The sequence below is a fragment of the Sphingobacterium faecium genome (assembly GCF_003054045.1).
GTDB lineage: Bacteria > Bacteroidota > Bacteroidia > Sphingobacteriales > Sphingobacteriaceae > Sphingobacterium > Sphingobacterium faecium.
In genome coordinates, this window is sequence record NZ_QBKH01000003.1 from 79,899 (window position 1) to 95,287 (window position 15,389).

14 protein-coding genes are annotated in these 15,389 nt (G+C 36.3%); 8 read left to right on the forward strand and 6 right to left on the reverse strand.

Annotation, left to right across the window (positions count from 1 at the left end; translation table 11 throughout):
• Positions 1-3: 3 nt before the first annotated feature.
• The 4 genes from tsf to rplM form a co-directional block, all read right to left on the reverse strand.
• Entirely contained in the window at positions 4-840 is an 837-nt protein-coding gene (tsf, locus tag C8N37_RS08410) for a translation elongation factor Ts (protein ID WP_108158514.1), read from the reverse strand.
• A 195-nt stretch (positions 841-1,035) separates the two neighbouring features.
• Positions 1,036-1,833 carry a 30S ribosomal protein S2 gene (gene rpsB, locus C8N37_RS08415; RefSeq protein WP_021188574.1) on the reverse strand — a complete coding sequence of 266 codons (798 nt, stop codon included), beginning with the start codon at positions 1,831-1,833 and terminating at the stop codon, positions 1,036-1,038.
• Between the two features lie 18 nt (positions 1,834-1,851).
• Complete coding sequence (gene rpsI / locus C8N37_RS08420; RefSeq protein WP_021188575.1) at positions 1,852-2,238, reverse strand: 30S ribosomal protein S9; 387 nt, start codon at positions 2,236-2,238, stop codon at positions 1,852-1,854.
• Between the two features lie 11 nt (positions 2,239-2,249).
• Complete coding sequence (gene rplM, locus C8N37_RS08425) at positions 2,250-2,693, reverse strand: 50S ribosomal protein L13 (RefSeq protein ID WP_045753023.1); 444 nt, start codon at positions 2,691-2,693, stop codon at positions 2,250-2,252.
• Positions 2,694-2,976: 283 nt separating this feature from the next.
• Between rplM and C8N37_RS08430 the strand changes: the two genes are divergently transcribed.
• The 5 genes from C8N37_RS08430 to C8N37_RS08450 all read left to right on the forward strand — a co-directional run bounded on the left by C8N37_RS08430 (position 2,977) and on the right by C8N37_RS08450 (position 8,784).
• Positions 2,977-4,686: a tetratricopeptide repeat protein gene (locus C8N37_RS08430; RefSeq protein WP_108158515.1), complete on the forward strand. Its 1,710-nt coding sequence runs from the start codon at positions 2,977-2,979 to the stop codon at positions 4,684-4,686.
• The gene (locus C8N37_RS08435) at positions 4,676-5,467 is read left to right on the forward strand and encodes a DUF4292 domain-containing protein (RefSeq protein ID WP_108158516.1); all 792 of its coding nucleotides are present in this window, start codon (positions 4,676-4,678) and stop codon (positions 5,465-5,467) included. The genes C8N37_RS08430 and C8N37_RS08435 overlap by 11 nt, the downstream gene beginning before the upstream one ends.
• A gap of 103 nt (positions 5,468-5,570) precedes the next feature.
• The gene (locus C8N37_RS08440; RefSeq protein WP_108158517.1) at positions 5,571-6,866 is read left to right on the forward strand and encodes a murein hydrolase activator EnvC family protein; all 1,296 of its coding nucleotides are present in this window, start codon (positions 5,571-5,573) and stop codon (positions 6,864-6,866) included.
• Positions 6,867-6,961: 95 nt separating this feature from the next.
• A complete protein-coding gene (locus C8N37_RS08445; RefSeq protein WP_045753019.1) occupies positions 6,962-7,162 on the forward strand; it encodes a twin-arginine translocase TatA/TatE family subunit in 201 nt (66 codons plus the stop codon).
• Positions 7,163-7,317: 155 nt separating this feature from the next.
• On the forward strand, positions 7,318-8,784 hold the full coding sequence (locus C8N37_RS08450; protein ID WP_108158518.1) for a lytic transglycosylase domain-containing protein: 1,467 nt from the start codon (positions 7,318-7,320) through the stop codon (positions 8,782-8,784).
• Between the two features lie 74 nt (positions 8,785-8,858).
• Here the strand turns inward: C8N37_RS08450 and C8N37_RS08455 are convergent, their stop codons facing one another.
• Complete coding sequence (locus C8N37_RS08455) at positions 8,859-9,371, reverse strand: phosphoribosyltransferase family protein (RefSeq protein ID WP_045755329.1); 513 nt, start codon at positions 9,369-9,371, stop codon at positions 8,859-8,861.
• A 103-nt stretch (positions 9,372-9,474) separates the two neighbouring features.
• The gene (locus tag C8N37_RS08460) at positions 9,475-10,059 is read right to left on the reverse strand and encodes a C40 family peptidase (RefSeq protein WP_108158519.1); all 585 of its coding nucleotides are present in this window, start codon (positions 10,057-10,059) and stop codon (positions 9,475-9,477) included.
• A 530-nt stretch (positions 10,060-10,589) separates the two neighbouring features.
• Between C8N37_RS08460 and thrA the strand changes: the two genes are divergently transcribed.
• The 3 genes from thrA to thrC are packed head-to-tail and all read left to right on the forward strand — an operon-like array spanning position 10,590 to position 15,388.
• Complete coding sequence (gene thrA / locus C8N37_RS08465) at positions 10,590-13,037, forward strand: bifunctional aspartate kinase/homoserine dehydrogenase I (RefSeq protein WP_108158520.1); 2,448 nt, start codon at positions 10,590-10,592, stop codon at positions 13,035-13,037.
• 55 nt (positions 13,038-13,092) lie between these two features.
• On the forward strand, positions 13,093-14,073 hold the full coding sequence (locus C8N37_RS08470; RefSeq protein ID WP_108158521.1) for a homoserine kinase: 981 nt from the start codon (positions 13,093-13,095) through the stop codon (positions 14,071-14,073).
• Positions 14,074-14,080: 7 nt separating this feature from the next.
• On the forward strand, positions 14,081-15,388 hold the full coding sequence (thrC, locus tag C8N37_RS08475; RefSeq protein ID WP_108159038.1) for a threonine synthase: 1,308 nt from the start codon (positions 14,081-14,083) through the stop codon (positions 15,386-15,388).
• Position 15,389 lies beyond the last annotated feature (1 nt).

Genomic DNA, 15,389 nt, shown 5'->3' on the forward strand with positions numbered 1-15,389 from the left:
TTATTATGCTCCTAATTGAACACGTTTGAATGCTGTAACAGTTAAGCCTTTAGAAACTGAATCTAAGAATTGAGCGATAGATTTAGAGTTATCTTTCACGAATTCTTGGTTCAACAAAGTCGTTTCTTTGAAGAATTTGTTCAATTTACCAGCAGCGATTTTTTCTGCCATTTCAGCAGGTTTACCTTCAGCCATGATTTGCTCTTTAGCGATAGCAATTTCACGCTCGATTGTATGAGCATCAACACCATCTTTATCAATAGCGATAGGGTTCATTGCAGCGATTTGCATTGCTACATCTTTACCAGCTTCTTCAACACCATCAGCAGTTGCAGATAAACCAACTAATACACCTAAACGGTAGTTCGCGTGGATATAGGCAACAACTTTTTCAGCAGAAATAGTTTCGTATTTAGAAACGTCAATTTTCTCACCGATTTTACCAGTTTGATCGATTAATAAATCAGCGATTTTAGTACCACCGATTTCTAAAGCTTTTAAGTCTTCTAAAGAAGCAGGTTTGTTAGCCAAAGCAACTTCAGCGACTGACTCAGCGAAAGCTACGAAATCAGCATTTTTAGCTACGAAATCTGTTTCACAGTTTACTTCAACTACGATACCTGATTTACCATCAGTAGCAGCTTTAGCAATGATAACACCTTCGTTAGAATCACGGTCTTGACGGCTAGCAGCAACTTTAGCTCCTTTTTTACGTAAGTAATCAACAGCAGCTTCAAAATCACCGTTTGCTTCTACTAACGCTTTTTTACAATCCATCATACCTGCGCCTGTTTGTTGACGCAGCTTGTTTACATCTGATGCAGAAATTTGTACTGACATGATATATTTCTTTTTTAAATTTTTGACTTATTATTTTCTTGACAATATTAACCTAACTCTTGTTAAGTTAATATAAAGTTTATCATTTCTTTTTAGGGCAAGGATAAACCAAAAAACCGGACAGATAGGTTAGTCCAAGAAAAGAATTCTTTTCCAGAAACCAACGCTACGCTATCCGGTTTGGAATAAAAAATATTATTCTCCGTCTTTCGCTTTACGAGGACGTTTAGCTTCTGAAGCTTCAGTAGTATCAACTTTAGCCTTAGCTGCAGCTGCTTCTTTTTCTGCTTCGTCTTCTTTATCACGTTTACGTTCGTCCAAACCTTCTTGTATTGCTTGACCAATGATGCCAGCGATTAAGCTAATAGATTTACTAGCGTCATCATTTGCAGGGATTGGGAAATCAATGTTTGAAGGATCAGAGTTTGTATCTACCATTGCAAAAGTAGGGATGCTTAACTTGATTGCTTCAGTAACAGCGATGTGTTCTTTTTTCACATCGATGATGAATAAAGCAGCCGGTAAACGGTTCAAATCAGCGATACCTCCTAATAGAGATTCCAATTTGATACGCTCACGTTGAATCATCAACTTCTCTTTTTTAGATAATACATCGTATGTACCATCTTTTTGCATTTTGTCAATTGTAGACATTTTTTTGATAGACTTACGCACTGTTGTGAAGTTTGTAAGCATACCACCTAACCATCTTTCAGTAACGAAAGGCATGTTAACTGCTTTCGCTTGTTGAGCGATAATTTCTTTTGCTTGTTTTTTCGTTGCTACGAATAAAACCTTACGACCTGATTTTACGATTTGTTTGATAGCTGAAGCAGCTTCTTCCAATTTCGTAAGCGTTTTGTTCAAGTCAATGATGTGGATCCCGTTGCGTTCCATGAAAATGTACTTAGCCATTTTCGGATCCCATTTACGAGTAAGGTGACCAAAGTGCACACCTGCATCCAATAAGTCTTGATAAGTTGTTCTTGCCATTTTTTGATCCTCCTTTGATTAACGTTTACTGAATTGGAATCTCTTACGAGCTTTCTTGCGTCCTGGTTTCTTACGCTCAACCATACGGTCATCACGTGTAACTAAACCTTTAGCACGTAAAGCTGGTTTAACTTCTGGGTCTAATTCAACTAATGCTTTCGCAATAGCTAAACGAACAGCCTCAGCTTGTCCTTTTACACCACCTCCATTAACGTTCACTTTCGCATCAAAATTCCCAGCTTGACCTGCTACTTCTAATGATTGAGTAACAATGTATTGCAATGGCAATGTTGGGAAATATTCTTTGTAGTCTTTACCATTAATAGTAAGGACTCCGCTACCAGCAGTTAAGTAAATGCGGGCAACAGCAGTTTTTCTTCTTCCTGAAGTATTAGTTGTTGACATGTCGATTCTCCTTAAAATTTAACTGGTTTTGGATTTTGAGCCTCTTGTTTGTGCTCAGTTCCAGCATAAACATAAAGATTTTTAAACAATTGACGACCTAAACGGTTTTTAGGAAGCATACCACGAACAGCTTTCTCAATGATGCGCTCAGGGTGTTTTGCCAATAATTCTTTTGGAGTGATGAAACGTTGACCACCCGGGTATCCCGTGTAGCGAACGTAAGTTTTGTCACCCAATTTATTACCTGTCAATCTAATTTTTTCTGCATTGATAACGATAACATTATCTCCGCAATCTACGTGAGGGGTAAACGATGGCTTGTGCTTTCCGCGAATTACTTTCGCAATTTCGCTTGCCAAGCGCCCCAAAATCTCGCCTTCAGCATCAACAACGATCCATTCTTTGTTGATGGTGTTCTTGTTGGCAGAGACAGTCTTGTAACTTAACGTATTCACTTGCTTTTAATTAAATAATTAATAAAATTTTATTCACTTCTTTTCCCTGTGTCTCAAGGGTCTGCAAAGGTACTTTTAATTTTTTGATTACGAAAATCTATTTTACTTTATTTTAGAGACTTTGATTATGGATAGGCCTCTTTTTACCAGCATTTAAATTCCGATTAACGGGTAGATCGTCAAAAATAACCAATTCAATTGCAATACTGTTATTTACAATTGTCGTTTATTAGTATATTGCAACATAATTAACACAGTAATTGGTGAACGAGAAGGATTATTTATGTTTAAAAAATATTTGAAGTATGCGCTATTAGTAACAATGTTATCTGCAGCTGGAAAAACGGTATCAGCACAAAATAGCACCCCAGAAAAACCTTATTCGCAACAATTAAAAAATATAGAAGTTTTTTTAAGGAAGGGGGATTACAAGCAAGCCATGGACTCCTTGGATGCGATTACAGTACGCTATCCCAAAGCAGATGATGTATATTTTACAAAAGCGGTATTATTTGGACAGATGAGAAATGCCGATCGCGCTCTCGAGGAAGTAAATAAAGCGCTAGAAATAGATCCTAAAAACGAATACCTAAGTTTTAATATTGATGTCAATAAAGGAAAAGGCGATATCCAGAGTGCGATCCGATCATTAGATATTTTAATGAATAAGGAACATGTCAATGTAGCCGCTTTAAATAGGGAAAAGATCATGTTATTGTTCAATAGTGAACAAAAAGAAGAGGCTTTTACACTCTATAAAAATGTTCGCGAAAGAACAGGAGCTACCGACACATTAGATGTCATAGGTGCTACTTTGTTATTGGATAAAAACGATTTTCCTGCTGTAATCAATGTTTTGGAGCCGTGGGCAAATAAAAAATCCCCTTTAGCACAAGTATATAGTCAATTGGCGCAAGCATATCGAGAAAATAAAGAAGCAAAAAAATCGGTTGCCATCTTAAATGCAGGTGTACTGAATACAAAAGATGATTATCTTTTTTTAGACTTGGCTGATGAATACCGTCTGTCGGGTAAAGGAAAACTTTCATTTGATTATCTTAAACAGGCTTTTTCGTCTAAAACTATTGATTTCTCAGAAAAAAATAGAATCATTTTATCCTTGTTAGCTCCCAATAGCAGTTTTACACTCGATCAAGCTCAAGAATTGGCTAATATTTTAGTTGATATGCACCCCCGTGTAGCAGAGAGCCATGTTGCTAAGGGGCAGGTAAACTGGATGCGTAATGACCTAGTTGGGGCACAATCATCATTTTCGATTGCAGTTGGCATCAATCCATATCAAATTGATGCATGGCGTATGTTGATGAATGTTGATCTGGCTATGGAACAATATGACCAAGCGATAGCACATGGGGGAGAGGCTTTACACAATATCCCAAATAATCCTGTTCTATTGTATTTCAGTTCGATTGCCTACACATTAAAGGGTAATTATGAGCTTGCGCGTAATTTGATGGAAGCTGCACTGAATAATGGTCAAAATGAAAATGCTATTTTTCAATCCAATATATATAGTGGTTTAGGTGATATTTATCATTCCCTCAAAATGGAATCTGCTTCTGATGTGGCTTATAGAGAAGCCATTCATTTAGATAGTACAAATGTCAGTGCCATGAACAATTTAGCTTACTATTTGTCGTTAAGAAATCAGGATTTAGAAGATGCTGCTCTTTTTGCTGAGACAGCAAATAAATTAAGACCAAATGATGCGACTTTAGAGGATACTTATGCATGGGTGTTGTTTAAACAAGGAAAGTATGCTGATGCACTGGTATGGATTGAAAAAGCAATTAAAAATTCAAATACGATTTCTGCAGTTTTATTAGAACACTATGGTGATATTTTGATTAAAAATAAAAAATCTGCAGAAGCAATGAAGCAGTGGAAACTTGCGTTAAATAGAGGTGGTAAATCTGAAATTGATTTAGATAAGTTGAAAGAAAAAATAAATACAAAATCTTATGTGGAGTAGATCTCTTGTCATCATAGCTGTGCTTTTTATATTTGTATCTTGTAGTACAAAGAAGAAAATTGCGAAAGTAGATTATACACCTTTAGAAATTCCGACGATAGATAAAAAAGATTCCAGAACTGAGATTGCTCAAAAATTTTTATTATCTAACTTGGAGTTTACGACGTTCTCGGGTAAAGCTAAGAGTAAAATAAGCATTGGAAAATCATCTCAAGATGCGACTGTTAATATCAGAATCGAGAAAGATAAGAAAATCTGGATTTCCATTACGGCATTATTAGGTCTTGAAGTAGGACGAGTTTTGATTACCCCAGATAGTGTTCAGATCTTAAATAAATTTCAAGGTGAATACATTGGAAAACCATTCAGTTATTTGTATCAGTATGCGAGTGAAGACTTGACTTTTGCCAATGTTCAAGATTTGCTTTTAGCAAATTTTTCAACAAATCTGTTAAATGCCCATAATTTTGAAGTTGATCTGAAAAGTATACCGATACAATTAAGGGGTCAAAAGAATGAACTCAGCTATTTATATTTAGTTAATCAACAAAATAAGTTAGACTCATTCAGTTTAGAGCAAGCTGCAAAGGGACAAAAATTGGAAGCAAACTATGCTAGCTATTCAAATAACGGTGGTATGTTGTTTCCGATGGCTCTTGAATTACTGATATCAGGAGGAGATACCAGTATTAGTGCTAATTTTAATTATAGCAGAGTATCATTTAATGAAGCTGTAGAAATGCCTTTTACAATCTCTAACAAATACAAAGTAATTAATTAATGTTAGTACGATAATCCTTAAGATTTATTACTTTCGCATTTGGGACTGTTTTTACTGGAAACATGTTAATTCGGACTCAACTGCTAGTAAAAGATTACTATAGATGAATTTAAAAAAAATAACACTAAGTCTACTTGCGTTTTTTTTGATGCTGGGAATCGGTTTTTCACAGACCCGGGCTGAGCTTGAAAAGAAACGTGAAAAAATAAATCGTGAAATAGCGGAACTGCAAAAGACGCTAAAGGAAACTACTACGGAGAAGATATTGACGCAGAAGCAGGTAAGTGCGCTGAGTAGTCAGATTAATCTTCGTCAAGAAAAAATATCAACAATTAGTTCTGAGCTCAGCTTGATTAATCGCCAGATTAATGTCAATACTGGTGCCGTTGATAAGTTAAAAGCGGAGCTGGAAAAGATGCGTAATGATTATGAAAAAATGATCATGTTTGCTTTTCGAAACCGCAACGCTTATAATAAGCTTATGTTTATTTTTGCTTCAAAAGATTTTAACCAAGGATTTCGTCGTGTAAAATATTTACAGCAATTCAATGATTCACGAAAGTTAAAGGCGAGTGAAATTGAAGGGACTAAAAAACAAATTGAGCAGAAGATCGCCCAACTTCAGGCAGATCGTAATAAGCATAAACAGTTGTTAAATGAACAAGAGCAAGAGAAGAAGACAATAGCTCAACAACGTGCTGTTTTCTCTAATGAATTAAGCTCTTTGATTACCACTGAAAGAGGTGTCAAACGCGATATTACGCAGAAACAAAAAGAGGAGCGTAAGTTAAGATCTGCCATTCAAGCAATCATTAAAAGAGAGATTGAAGCCGAGCGTAGAAGACAAGAAGCTGCTCGTAGAGCAGCAGAAGCAGCGGCTGCAAGAAGTGCTAAGAAAAATGACACTAAGGTTGATGATAAAGAATCATCTAAATCTACTGCCCGTAAATCGGATTCAGAGGTACTGCGTGCTACTCCAGAGGCAGCTCGTCTTTCTGCTGATTTTAGATCTAATCGTGGACGATTGCCATGGCCAGTTTCCAATGCTAAAATATTACAAAGTTTTGGTACGGATAGAACAGGTAGAAATGTGTCGGTAAGCCATGAATCCTTGAAATTGCAGACTGCAAGTGGAGCAACCGTCAAAGCGGTGTTTTCTGGAACTGTAACAAGTACGTTAACGTTGAATGGACTTAAGGTGATCATCATTTCACATGGTGAATTCTTCTCGGTGTATAGCAACTTAGCAAGTTTTAGTGTGTCGAAAGGACAGAAAGTATCTGCAGGTCAGTCAATTGGAACGGTAGCTAATGATCCTGATTTGGACGCTCCGGTCTTGGATTTTCAAGTTTGGCAGGGTCAAATTCCGATGAATCCACAGTCTTGGTTAGCAAATTAAAAAAATATAGAAATAAAAATTATTATGTACATTTGTTTTTAAGGTATAAGTGTATATACTAAAAGAGAATATTGAAAAACAGTAAATCATAAGTTATGTTGACATCAGGGTTATTAATAATGGGTATTGGGGGTCAGGAATTAATTATAATCGTTGTAATATTATTACTATTATTTGGCGGTAAAAAAATTCCTGAATTGATGCGTGGATTAGGTAAAGGTGTAAAAGAATTCAAAGACGGACAGAAAGAGGATTCTACAGATGATACTAAAGAGAAAACAACAGAGAATAAATAATTCTACTGTGTGTTAGAGATAAGATTTTACTTCTTCGTAAAATCTTATTTCATTTTCTACCATTTCTAATATTGTAAAATAAAGCGCGTATTCGAAAAATATATACTTTATTCTTAGGACGATTTAGTTCTAATTGTCAACCATAATTAAAAAAGATGATTGAAAAAAAGAGGACTCTATTCACCATAGGCTTCGCATTCACGACATGTTGTTTGTTTGCACAAGAAAGGTCTATTGATGAGATGAGAAATTCTACGCAAGCAATTATGTCTGCGAGTATTGATCGTGAAAATGCATCGATCCTGCAACAGCTTGATAGCATTAAGTTTGTTCATGTAGGCGAGAAGGAAGCCCAATCGATCGTATTTGATATTGAAGATGTCAATGTTGTTCGAAAATTAAATTCTTTAGAACGTGAAGTCCCCTTAGACTACAACCAACATGTTCGCAAGTATATTGATCTTTATAATTCTAAAAATTATTCCGGGCATATGTCTCGAATGTTGGGACTGGCACAATATTATTTCCCACTTTACGAACGTATTTTGGCTGAAGTGGGCGTTCCTAAGGAAATAAAATACCTATCGATCATTGAGTCTGCTTTAAATCCACATGACGTTTCACGTGTTGGAGCAACTGGACCTTGGCAATTTATGTATGGTACGGCTAAGATTTATAACTTAACGATGGATACCTATGTTGATGAACGTAAAGACCCCATTGCATCAAGTTATGCAGCTGCTAAATATATGAAAGAAGCTTATGCCGAATTTGGTGATTGGCTGTTAGCTATTGCTTCCTATAATTGTGGAAAAGGTGGAGTCAAACGTGCAATTTTACGATCTGGAAAGATTCAACCTACATTCTGGGAAGTCGCACCTTTTCTCCCTAAAGAGACTAGAAATTATATTCCCGCTTATATTGCGATGACCTATACTTTAGGATATGCTCAGGAACATGGGATCGAAGCCAAGGAAAGTGAGATGGCTTTAAATACGCAGATATTAGAAATTGACAAGTTTATTTCTATAGCTGAGGTGGCTAAAGCAATAAACGTGACTGAAGAGAGCTTAAAACTGCTAAATCCAGCTTATAAAAAAGGAGTAGTTAATGGTTCTGATGAAATTCGCCGTCGTCTGATCATTCCTGCATTGGGTGAAGGAATAAATAAGGACCAGCTTTATCTAGCGCTCAACACAACAGTAGAAACTCCTAATCAAGTCATTGCAGTGGTAGAGGATGATATTCGAAGGGGCAGTAAGCATACTGCTCAGCCTAGCCGTCATCAAGTGAGTAGAGGAGAGACTTTAGCTATGATTGCGAAGAAGTATGATGTGAGTGTCCAAAATTTAAAAGCTTGGAATAAGGTAAGTGGATCTTCTTTAAAGGCAGGCACTTCTTTAGTGGTCAATAGCAATGGAATAAATAGCCGTTTAGCTCAAAAGGTAAATACAAGTGCATCCAAAAAATCAACTATCCTAGTTTATACGGTCAAGAAAGGTGATACACTTTCTGACATAGCGAATAATAAAGGCGTTTCTTTATCTAAATTGAAAGCTGATAACAATTTATCCCATACGAGGTTAAAACCTGGAATGAAACTCCAGATCAATAAAAGATAGCATCTATTTGTTTACATATAAAAGCAAAAGCCTTCCATATTAATATGGAAGGCTTTTGCTTTTATATCTTTATACTATACCAGCCATGCTGCATCATCCTCAGCTTCAAAACCTTGTAGGTTAACTTCTACATGTTCCTTCAGGATGGTCGATAGCTTTAATCCATAATAATCACTTACAATAGGAAATTTTGGATGACTTCTGTCAATAAGTACGGCAGTCCGCATTTTTTTTATGGGAACATTTAAGAACACACCTAACCCATAAGCAAGCGTTCTACCACTATTTAATACATCATCAACTAAGATTAACGTTTTATTTTTAGCACCTTCAATGGGTTGGTCGGTCTCAGCTTTTAAAGAGCGACTTGTTTTACTCATTGTCACCTTTAAAAGCTCAATATTTTTGTCTGATATTTCTTCTAATATTTTTTGCAAGCGTTGTGCAAAAACATAACCTCTATCCGCAATACCTACTAACACTAATGTATTTTCTTCAAAATTATCTTCTAAAATCTGATAAGCAATGCGTATCGATTTTTGTTTGATTTGTTCTTTATCTAGTATGAGCGTTTTCTTTGACGACATAATGGTATTAATTTATTTAAGCGTAAAAGTACTAAAATCTTTGCAAAAAAAAGTCCGAATGTATTGACATTCGGACTTCTTATCATGATGTGAAAAAATCAAATTAATTGAATTTATCTGATTTTTCAGCATTTAATATCTCTGCAGTAAGTGATTTGTTATCATCAGGTAATCGACCACCATCATAATAATAGCGTCTCCAATAAGCTTCTCCTAGGTTGCTAATCATAACACCTTTACTTGAAGAAGCATGAGCGAATTTATTATCACCAATATAAACACCAACATGCGTAATACTTTTACTTCTGATTTTAAAGAATACCAAGTCACCAGCTTTCAAGTCATCTTTCTTAACTGGTTTTATTTGAGAATATTGGTTACGACTATTATAGCCTAAAGTAGTATTGAACACTTTGTCGTACAATTCAAAAGAGAATTTTGAACAATCGATACCTCTTTTGGAGTCACCTCCTAAGCGGTAAGGTGTTCCTAACCATTCGTAAACAAATTGATATAATTTTGTGTTTGTAGTTGCTGAAACCGCAACACCCATGATTTGGGAGAAGTATTCTTTAGCGAGATTGTCCGGGTCTGATTCCGGTTTAGATTGGGTTTTGGTTGATTGTGCCTGCGACACTAGACATAAGCCTATAAATAGCATTGAAGCTAATATTTTCTTTGTTTTCATTAAATCGCTTTTATGTACAACTTTAACTTATTCTTTTTGTTGTTGGATGTTAACTATTTTGGACATCACTGTTGCGAATATAATACAACTCATCTTACTTTGCAAAAAATATGACAAGTATTTAACGAAGTTTTAACGTTTTTAACACTTTTTTTATTGAAACGCAATTTATCGAAGCAGAATAAATTGTCAGCTTACCACTACAACTTCACTAGCGTAACAAAATTATTTTTTTTCTAGTAATAATATGTTTTTCGTATATAAGGAGTGGTTTTCTTAATAAATATCAAAAAAAACGTTAATTTATTTTGATACTTGGTAAATAATGCTTTATATTTACGAAAGTAAAATAAAAAAGAATGAAAACGACTACCATTATTACATCGATTATTATTACCACCGGGATAAAACTTAGGAGGAGGTAGTTTCGTTGTATAGAAATGTAGACAAGATATTTCGCAAACGCCTTCCTCTCCGAGTGAAGGCGTTTTTTTTTATGCTCTAAAACAAACAACTAAACAGTATACATTATGAAAATTTTAAAATTTGGAGGAACGTCGGTCGGATCTGCAGATAGTATCAAAGCAGTACTTCGTATTGTGAAGAAATCATATGATTCCGGAGAACAGCCATTAGTCGTCCTATCGGCCATGTCGGGAGTTACAAATTTATTATGTAAAATGGCCGTTGATGCGTCCGAAGGAAAATCATTTCATGAAGATTTAGCATTAATCGAAACCAAGCACTTTGAGGTGATTAAGAAATTAATCACGGTTAAATATCAAAATCCAGTATTCACGAAACTAAAATTATTTTTCAATGAAATTGAAGAATTATTGCAAGGTATTTATGCGCTTAGAGAGTTAAGCGAACAAAGTAAGGATTTGATCGTCAGTTATGGCGAACGTTGTTCTACTTTTATGGTATCCAAGATTTCTGAACAAGATTTAGCAGCATCTTTATTTGTCGACGCATCGCATTATATCAAAACAGATTCTCATTTTGGACATGCACACGTTAATGATCAGTTGACCGAGCAACTCGTTAAGTCTTTGTATCTAACAAATAGTGATAAGCTTATGTTCGTAACTGGATTTATAGCATCTAATGAGAACGGACGTATGACCACGTTAGGTAGAGGCGGATCAGATTATACAGCCGCAATTTTTGGTTCTATTCTAAATGCTTCAGCGATTGAGATATGGACAGATGTTAATGGTATGCTGACTGCAGATCCACGTATTGTTAAAAAAGCATTTTCTTTGCCTGTTCTTTCTTATACAGAAGCTATGGAGTTGTCCTATTTTGGTGCTAAGGTCATCTATCCGCCCACTATGATTCCTGCTTTTCTAAAGAAAATACCAATTGTCATCCGCAATACTTTTGAACCTGATTTTGCAGGTACTTTTATTCAATTTGAAAGTGGAAAAACAACATTACCAATAAAAGGTATCTCTTCTATTGGCGAAATATCTGTCATCAACCTGAGTGGTTCAGGCATGATCGGAAAATCTGGATTTAGCGGTCGATTATTTACTTTATTGGCAAGAGAGCAGATCAATGTCGTTTTAATCACACAGTCTTCTTCCGAGCACAGTATTACTTTTGCGGTCAATCCAGAAGATGCATTACGTGCGAAGAGTTTGATTGAGAATGAGTTTGAACTGGAAATACAAGTTAACAAACTCATCAAACCAGAAATCGAAAACAACTTATCAGTTTTAGCCATTGTTGGTGAGAATATGAAGAAAACTCCTGGAATGTCTGGTCGATTATTTTCTTCATTAGGCCGAAATGGAATCAATGTACGCGCTATAGCACAGGGATCTTCGGAGTATAATATATCTGTTATTATCTCAAAGAATGACTTATCAAAGGCACTTAATGCTGTGCATGATGCCTTTTTTGCGGAACTTAAAAAAACGCTTTATGTATTTAATTTGGGAACAGGAAATATTGGTTCAACCTTATTTAAACAATTGGAGAGTCAATATGATTTCTTGTTGAGTAAAAACGATCTGGAGATCAAAGTTGTGGGTATCTCAAATAGCAAGAAAATGTTGTTTAAACTAGATGGTATTGATTTAGCAAATTGGGATACAGAACTGCTTGAGCAGGGCGAAGATGCAGATCTTGCAGTCTTTGTAGAACGTATGAAAGGTTTTAATCTTCCTAATTGTGTATTTATTGATAATACAGCAAGTCGATTGCCATCTACCTATTACGAGGGAATTTTTCAATCTAATATTTCCATTGTTACGTGTAATAAAATTGCTAATTCGGGAAAATACGAACAATACAAAACTTTACGGGAAACTGCTCACAAGCATGGTGTGGACTTCTTCTACGAAACCAATGTTGGTGCCGGTCTGCCGATCGTGCGTGTTTTGAAAGACCTGATGTTAAGTGGTGACCGTATCGTTAAAATCGAAGCTATACTTTCTGGAACGATCTCGTATATCTTTAACAATTTTAAAGATGATGTATCATTTTATGATGTAGTCAAACAAGCACAGGATTTAGGCTATACAGAGCCAGACCCTCGTGACGATTTAGGTGGAGTAGATTTTATGCGTAAAATGTTGATTTTAGCACGTGATGCAGGCTATACAATCGAAGCCGAGGACGTGAACTTAGGTGCTATATTACCTGAGGCATGTTTGAAAGCAGATTCTGTGGAGTCTTTCTATGTAGAACTTAAAAATGAGAACAGTTATTTTGAGGCCCTAAAAGAAAAGGCTCGTCTTGAAAATAAGGTGATCCGTTATATCGGGAAATTGGAAGATGGAGTTGTGTCTATTTCCGTCCAGATTGTAGATGACAAGCATCCATTTTATGCCCTGTCTGGAAGTGATAATATTATCTCGTTCACGACAGAACGTTACAAGGAAAGACCATTGGTGGTCAAAGGACCAGGTGCCGGAGCTGAAGTAACAGCTGCAGGAGTATTTGCAGATTTAGTAAATGTAGGTGCGTAATTAAAAGTTTCACTAGACCTGTTACAGCTTTGGATAACAGGCATAAAAATTAAATATGAAAACTTCTCTATCGAAGAAAAAGATAAATCTGGATAACATGTTGGATCACGTCCATGTTTTCGCTCCAGCGACCGTAGCGAATATGATTTGTGGTTTTGATATTTTGGGGTTCGCTTTAGATGAACCAGGAGATGAAGTAATCATGCGGAAAACAAGTGCTGCAGGTGTTGTCATTACTAAAATAACGGGTGATGATGGACGTCTTCCTATGGATGCTGATAAAAATACGGTTTCGGCATGTGTACAGTTTCTATTGCAGCATCTGGAGCTACAAGATGAAGTAGGAGTCGAAATTGAACTGCATAAACATATGCCTATTGGATCAGGTTTAGGATCAAGTGCGGCAAGTACTGTGGCAGGTCTATTTGCTATTAATAAAATGTTGGGTGATCCGCTTTCAAAAGAAGAACTACTCCCTTTTTGCGTGGAAGGTGAACGGTTAGCATGTGGACATGGTCATGCGGACAATGTGGCCCCTTCATTATTTGGTGGAATTACCTTGATCAGAGGACATGACCCATTAGATTTAATTCCTTTACCCGTACCGGAAGAATTAGTTGCTGCTGTAGTATTTCCGCAGGTCGATGTTCCCACACGCGATGCGCGTCAATTGATTAAAGAAAAGGTGCTGTTAAAAGATGCTGTCATCCAGTGGGGGAATATTGCAGGACTGGTGGCCGGACTCTTTAAAAAAGATTATGATTTAATATCCCGAAGCATGCAGGATGTATTGATAGAGCCAACACGAGCGATTTTGATTCCGCAGTTTTATGAGATGAAGCAAATTGCATTAGAAAATGGTGCTTTAAGTTTTGGAATATCGGGTTCTGGTCCTTCAGTTGTAGCCATAACACGAGATAAGGAGGTCGCGAAGCAGATTGTTAAACAGATTAAAGCTCATCTTTCCGAATCAGAGATTGAAAGTTATGGTTATGTATCGGGTGTAAATGTTGATGGCCCTAAAGTATTAAATTAAGATGATTATGAAATTTTACAGTACAAATAATAAAGCATTACGTGTTTCTTTCAAAGAAGCAGTTTTTAATTCATTGCCTGCCGATAAAGGACTTTATATGCCTCAGGTGATTCCACAATTGGATCCTTATTTTATAAAAAATATACAGCAATATTCGCTGCAGGAAATTGCATTTACGATAGCTCAGGCTTTTATTGAAGATGATATTCCTGCAGATGTATTGAGGGATATTATCGCGGATGCTATTAATTTTGAAGCACCTGTTAAGTTTTTGAGTCCAGATACTGCGGTATTAGAACTATTTCATGGTCCTTCGTATGCCTTTAAAGATTTTGGAGCACGATTTATGAGTCGAGTAATGGCTTATTTTTCAGGTGCAGATGATGCATTGTTGGATGTTCTAGTTGCAACATCTGGAGATACGGGCGGGGCTGTTGCTTTAGGTTTCTTGGGAGTTGCAGGCACACGTGTCACCATTTTATATCCAAAAGGTAAGGTTTCGGAAATTCAGGAATTACAATTGACGACCAATGGACAAAATATAAGAGCCATTGAAATTGATGGAACATTTGATGATTGTCAAGCATTGGTTAAACGTGCTTTTAATGATCCTGAACTTAATGAACATCTGAGATTAACTTCCGCTAATTCCATTAATATTGCACGCTTGATCCCTCAGACATTTTACTATTTTTATGCTTATGCACAGTTGAAGGCACAGGGTTCAGACCGAGTTGTCTTCACGGTTCCAAGTGGTAACTTTGGTAATATCGGTGCCGGGTTATTGGCTTTCAAAATGGGTCTTCCGGTTGAGCAGTTTGTTGCTGCTACCAATGCAAATGATACCGTTCCACGTTTTATTAAATCTGGAAAATATGAACCCAAGCCATCTGTACAAACTTTAGCCAATGCTATGGATGTAGGTGATCCTAGTAATTGGGTTCGTATTCAAGATTTATTTGATCATAATCTGGATGACTTAAAGAGCATGATCACCACTTACACGTATACGGATAAGGAAACTAAGGCTGCTATGGAACAGTTACATCATACTTACCACTATGTCGCTTGTCCGCATACGGCTATTGCTTGGTTAGGGTCACAAGCCTATCGTGGCGAACATCCAGGTTCTTATGGATCTGTATTTTTATCCACAGCACATCCTTGCAAATTTCCAGATGCTATTTCTGAGCAGGTATTCAGTAAAATTAAATTGCCTGTAGGGGTAGAGCAGTTACACAGCAAAGCTAAAGTTGTTGAAGCTTTTTCTGTTGATTATGCTGTTTTTAAAAATTACTTAATCACACATAAATAAT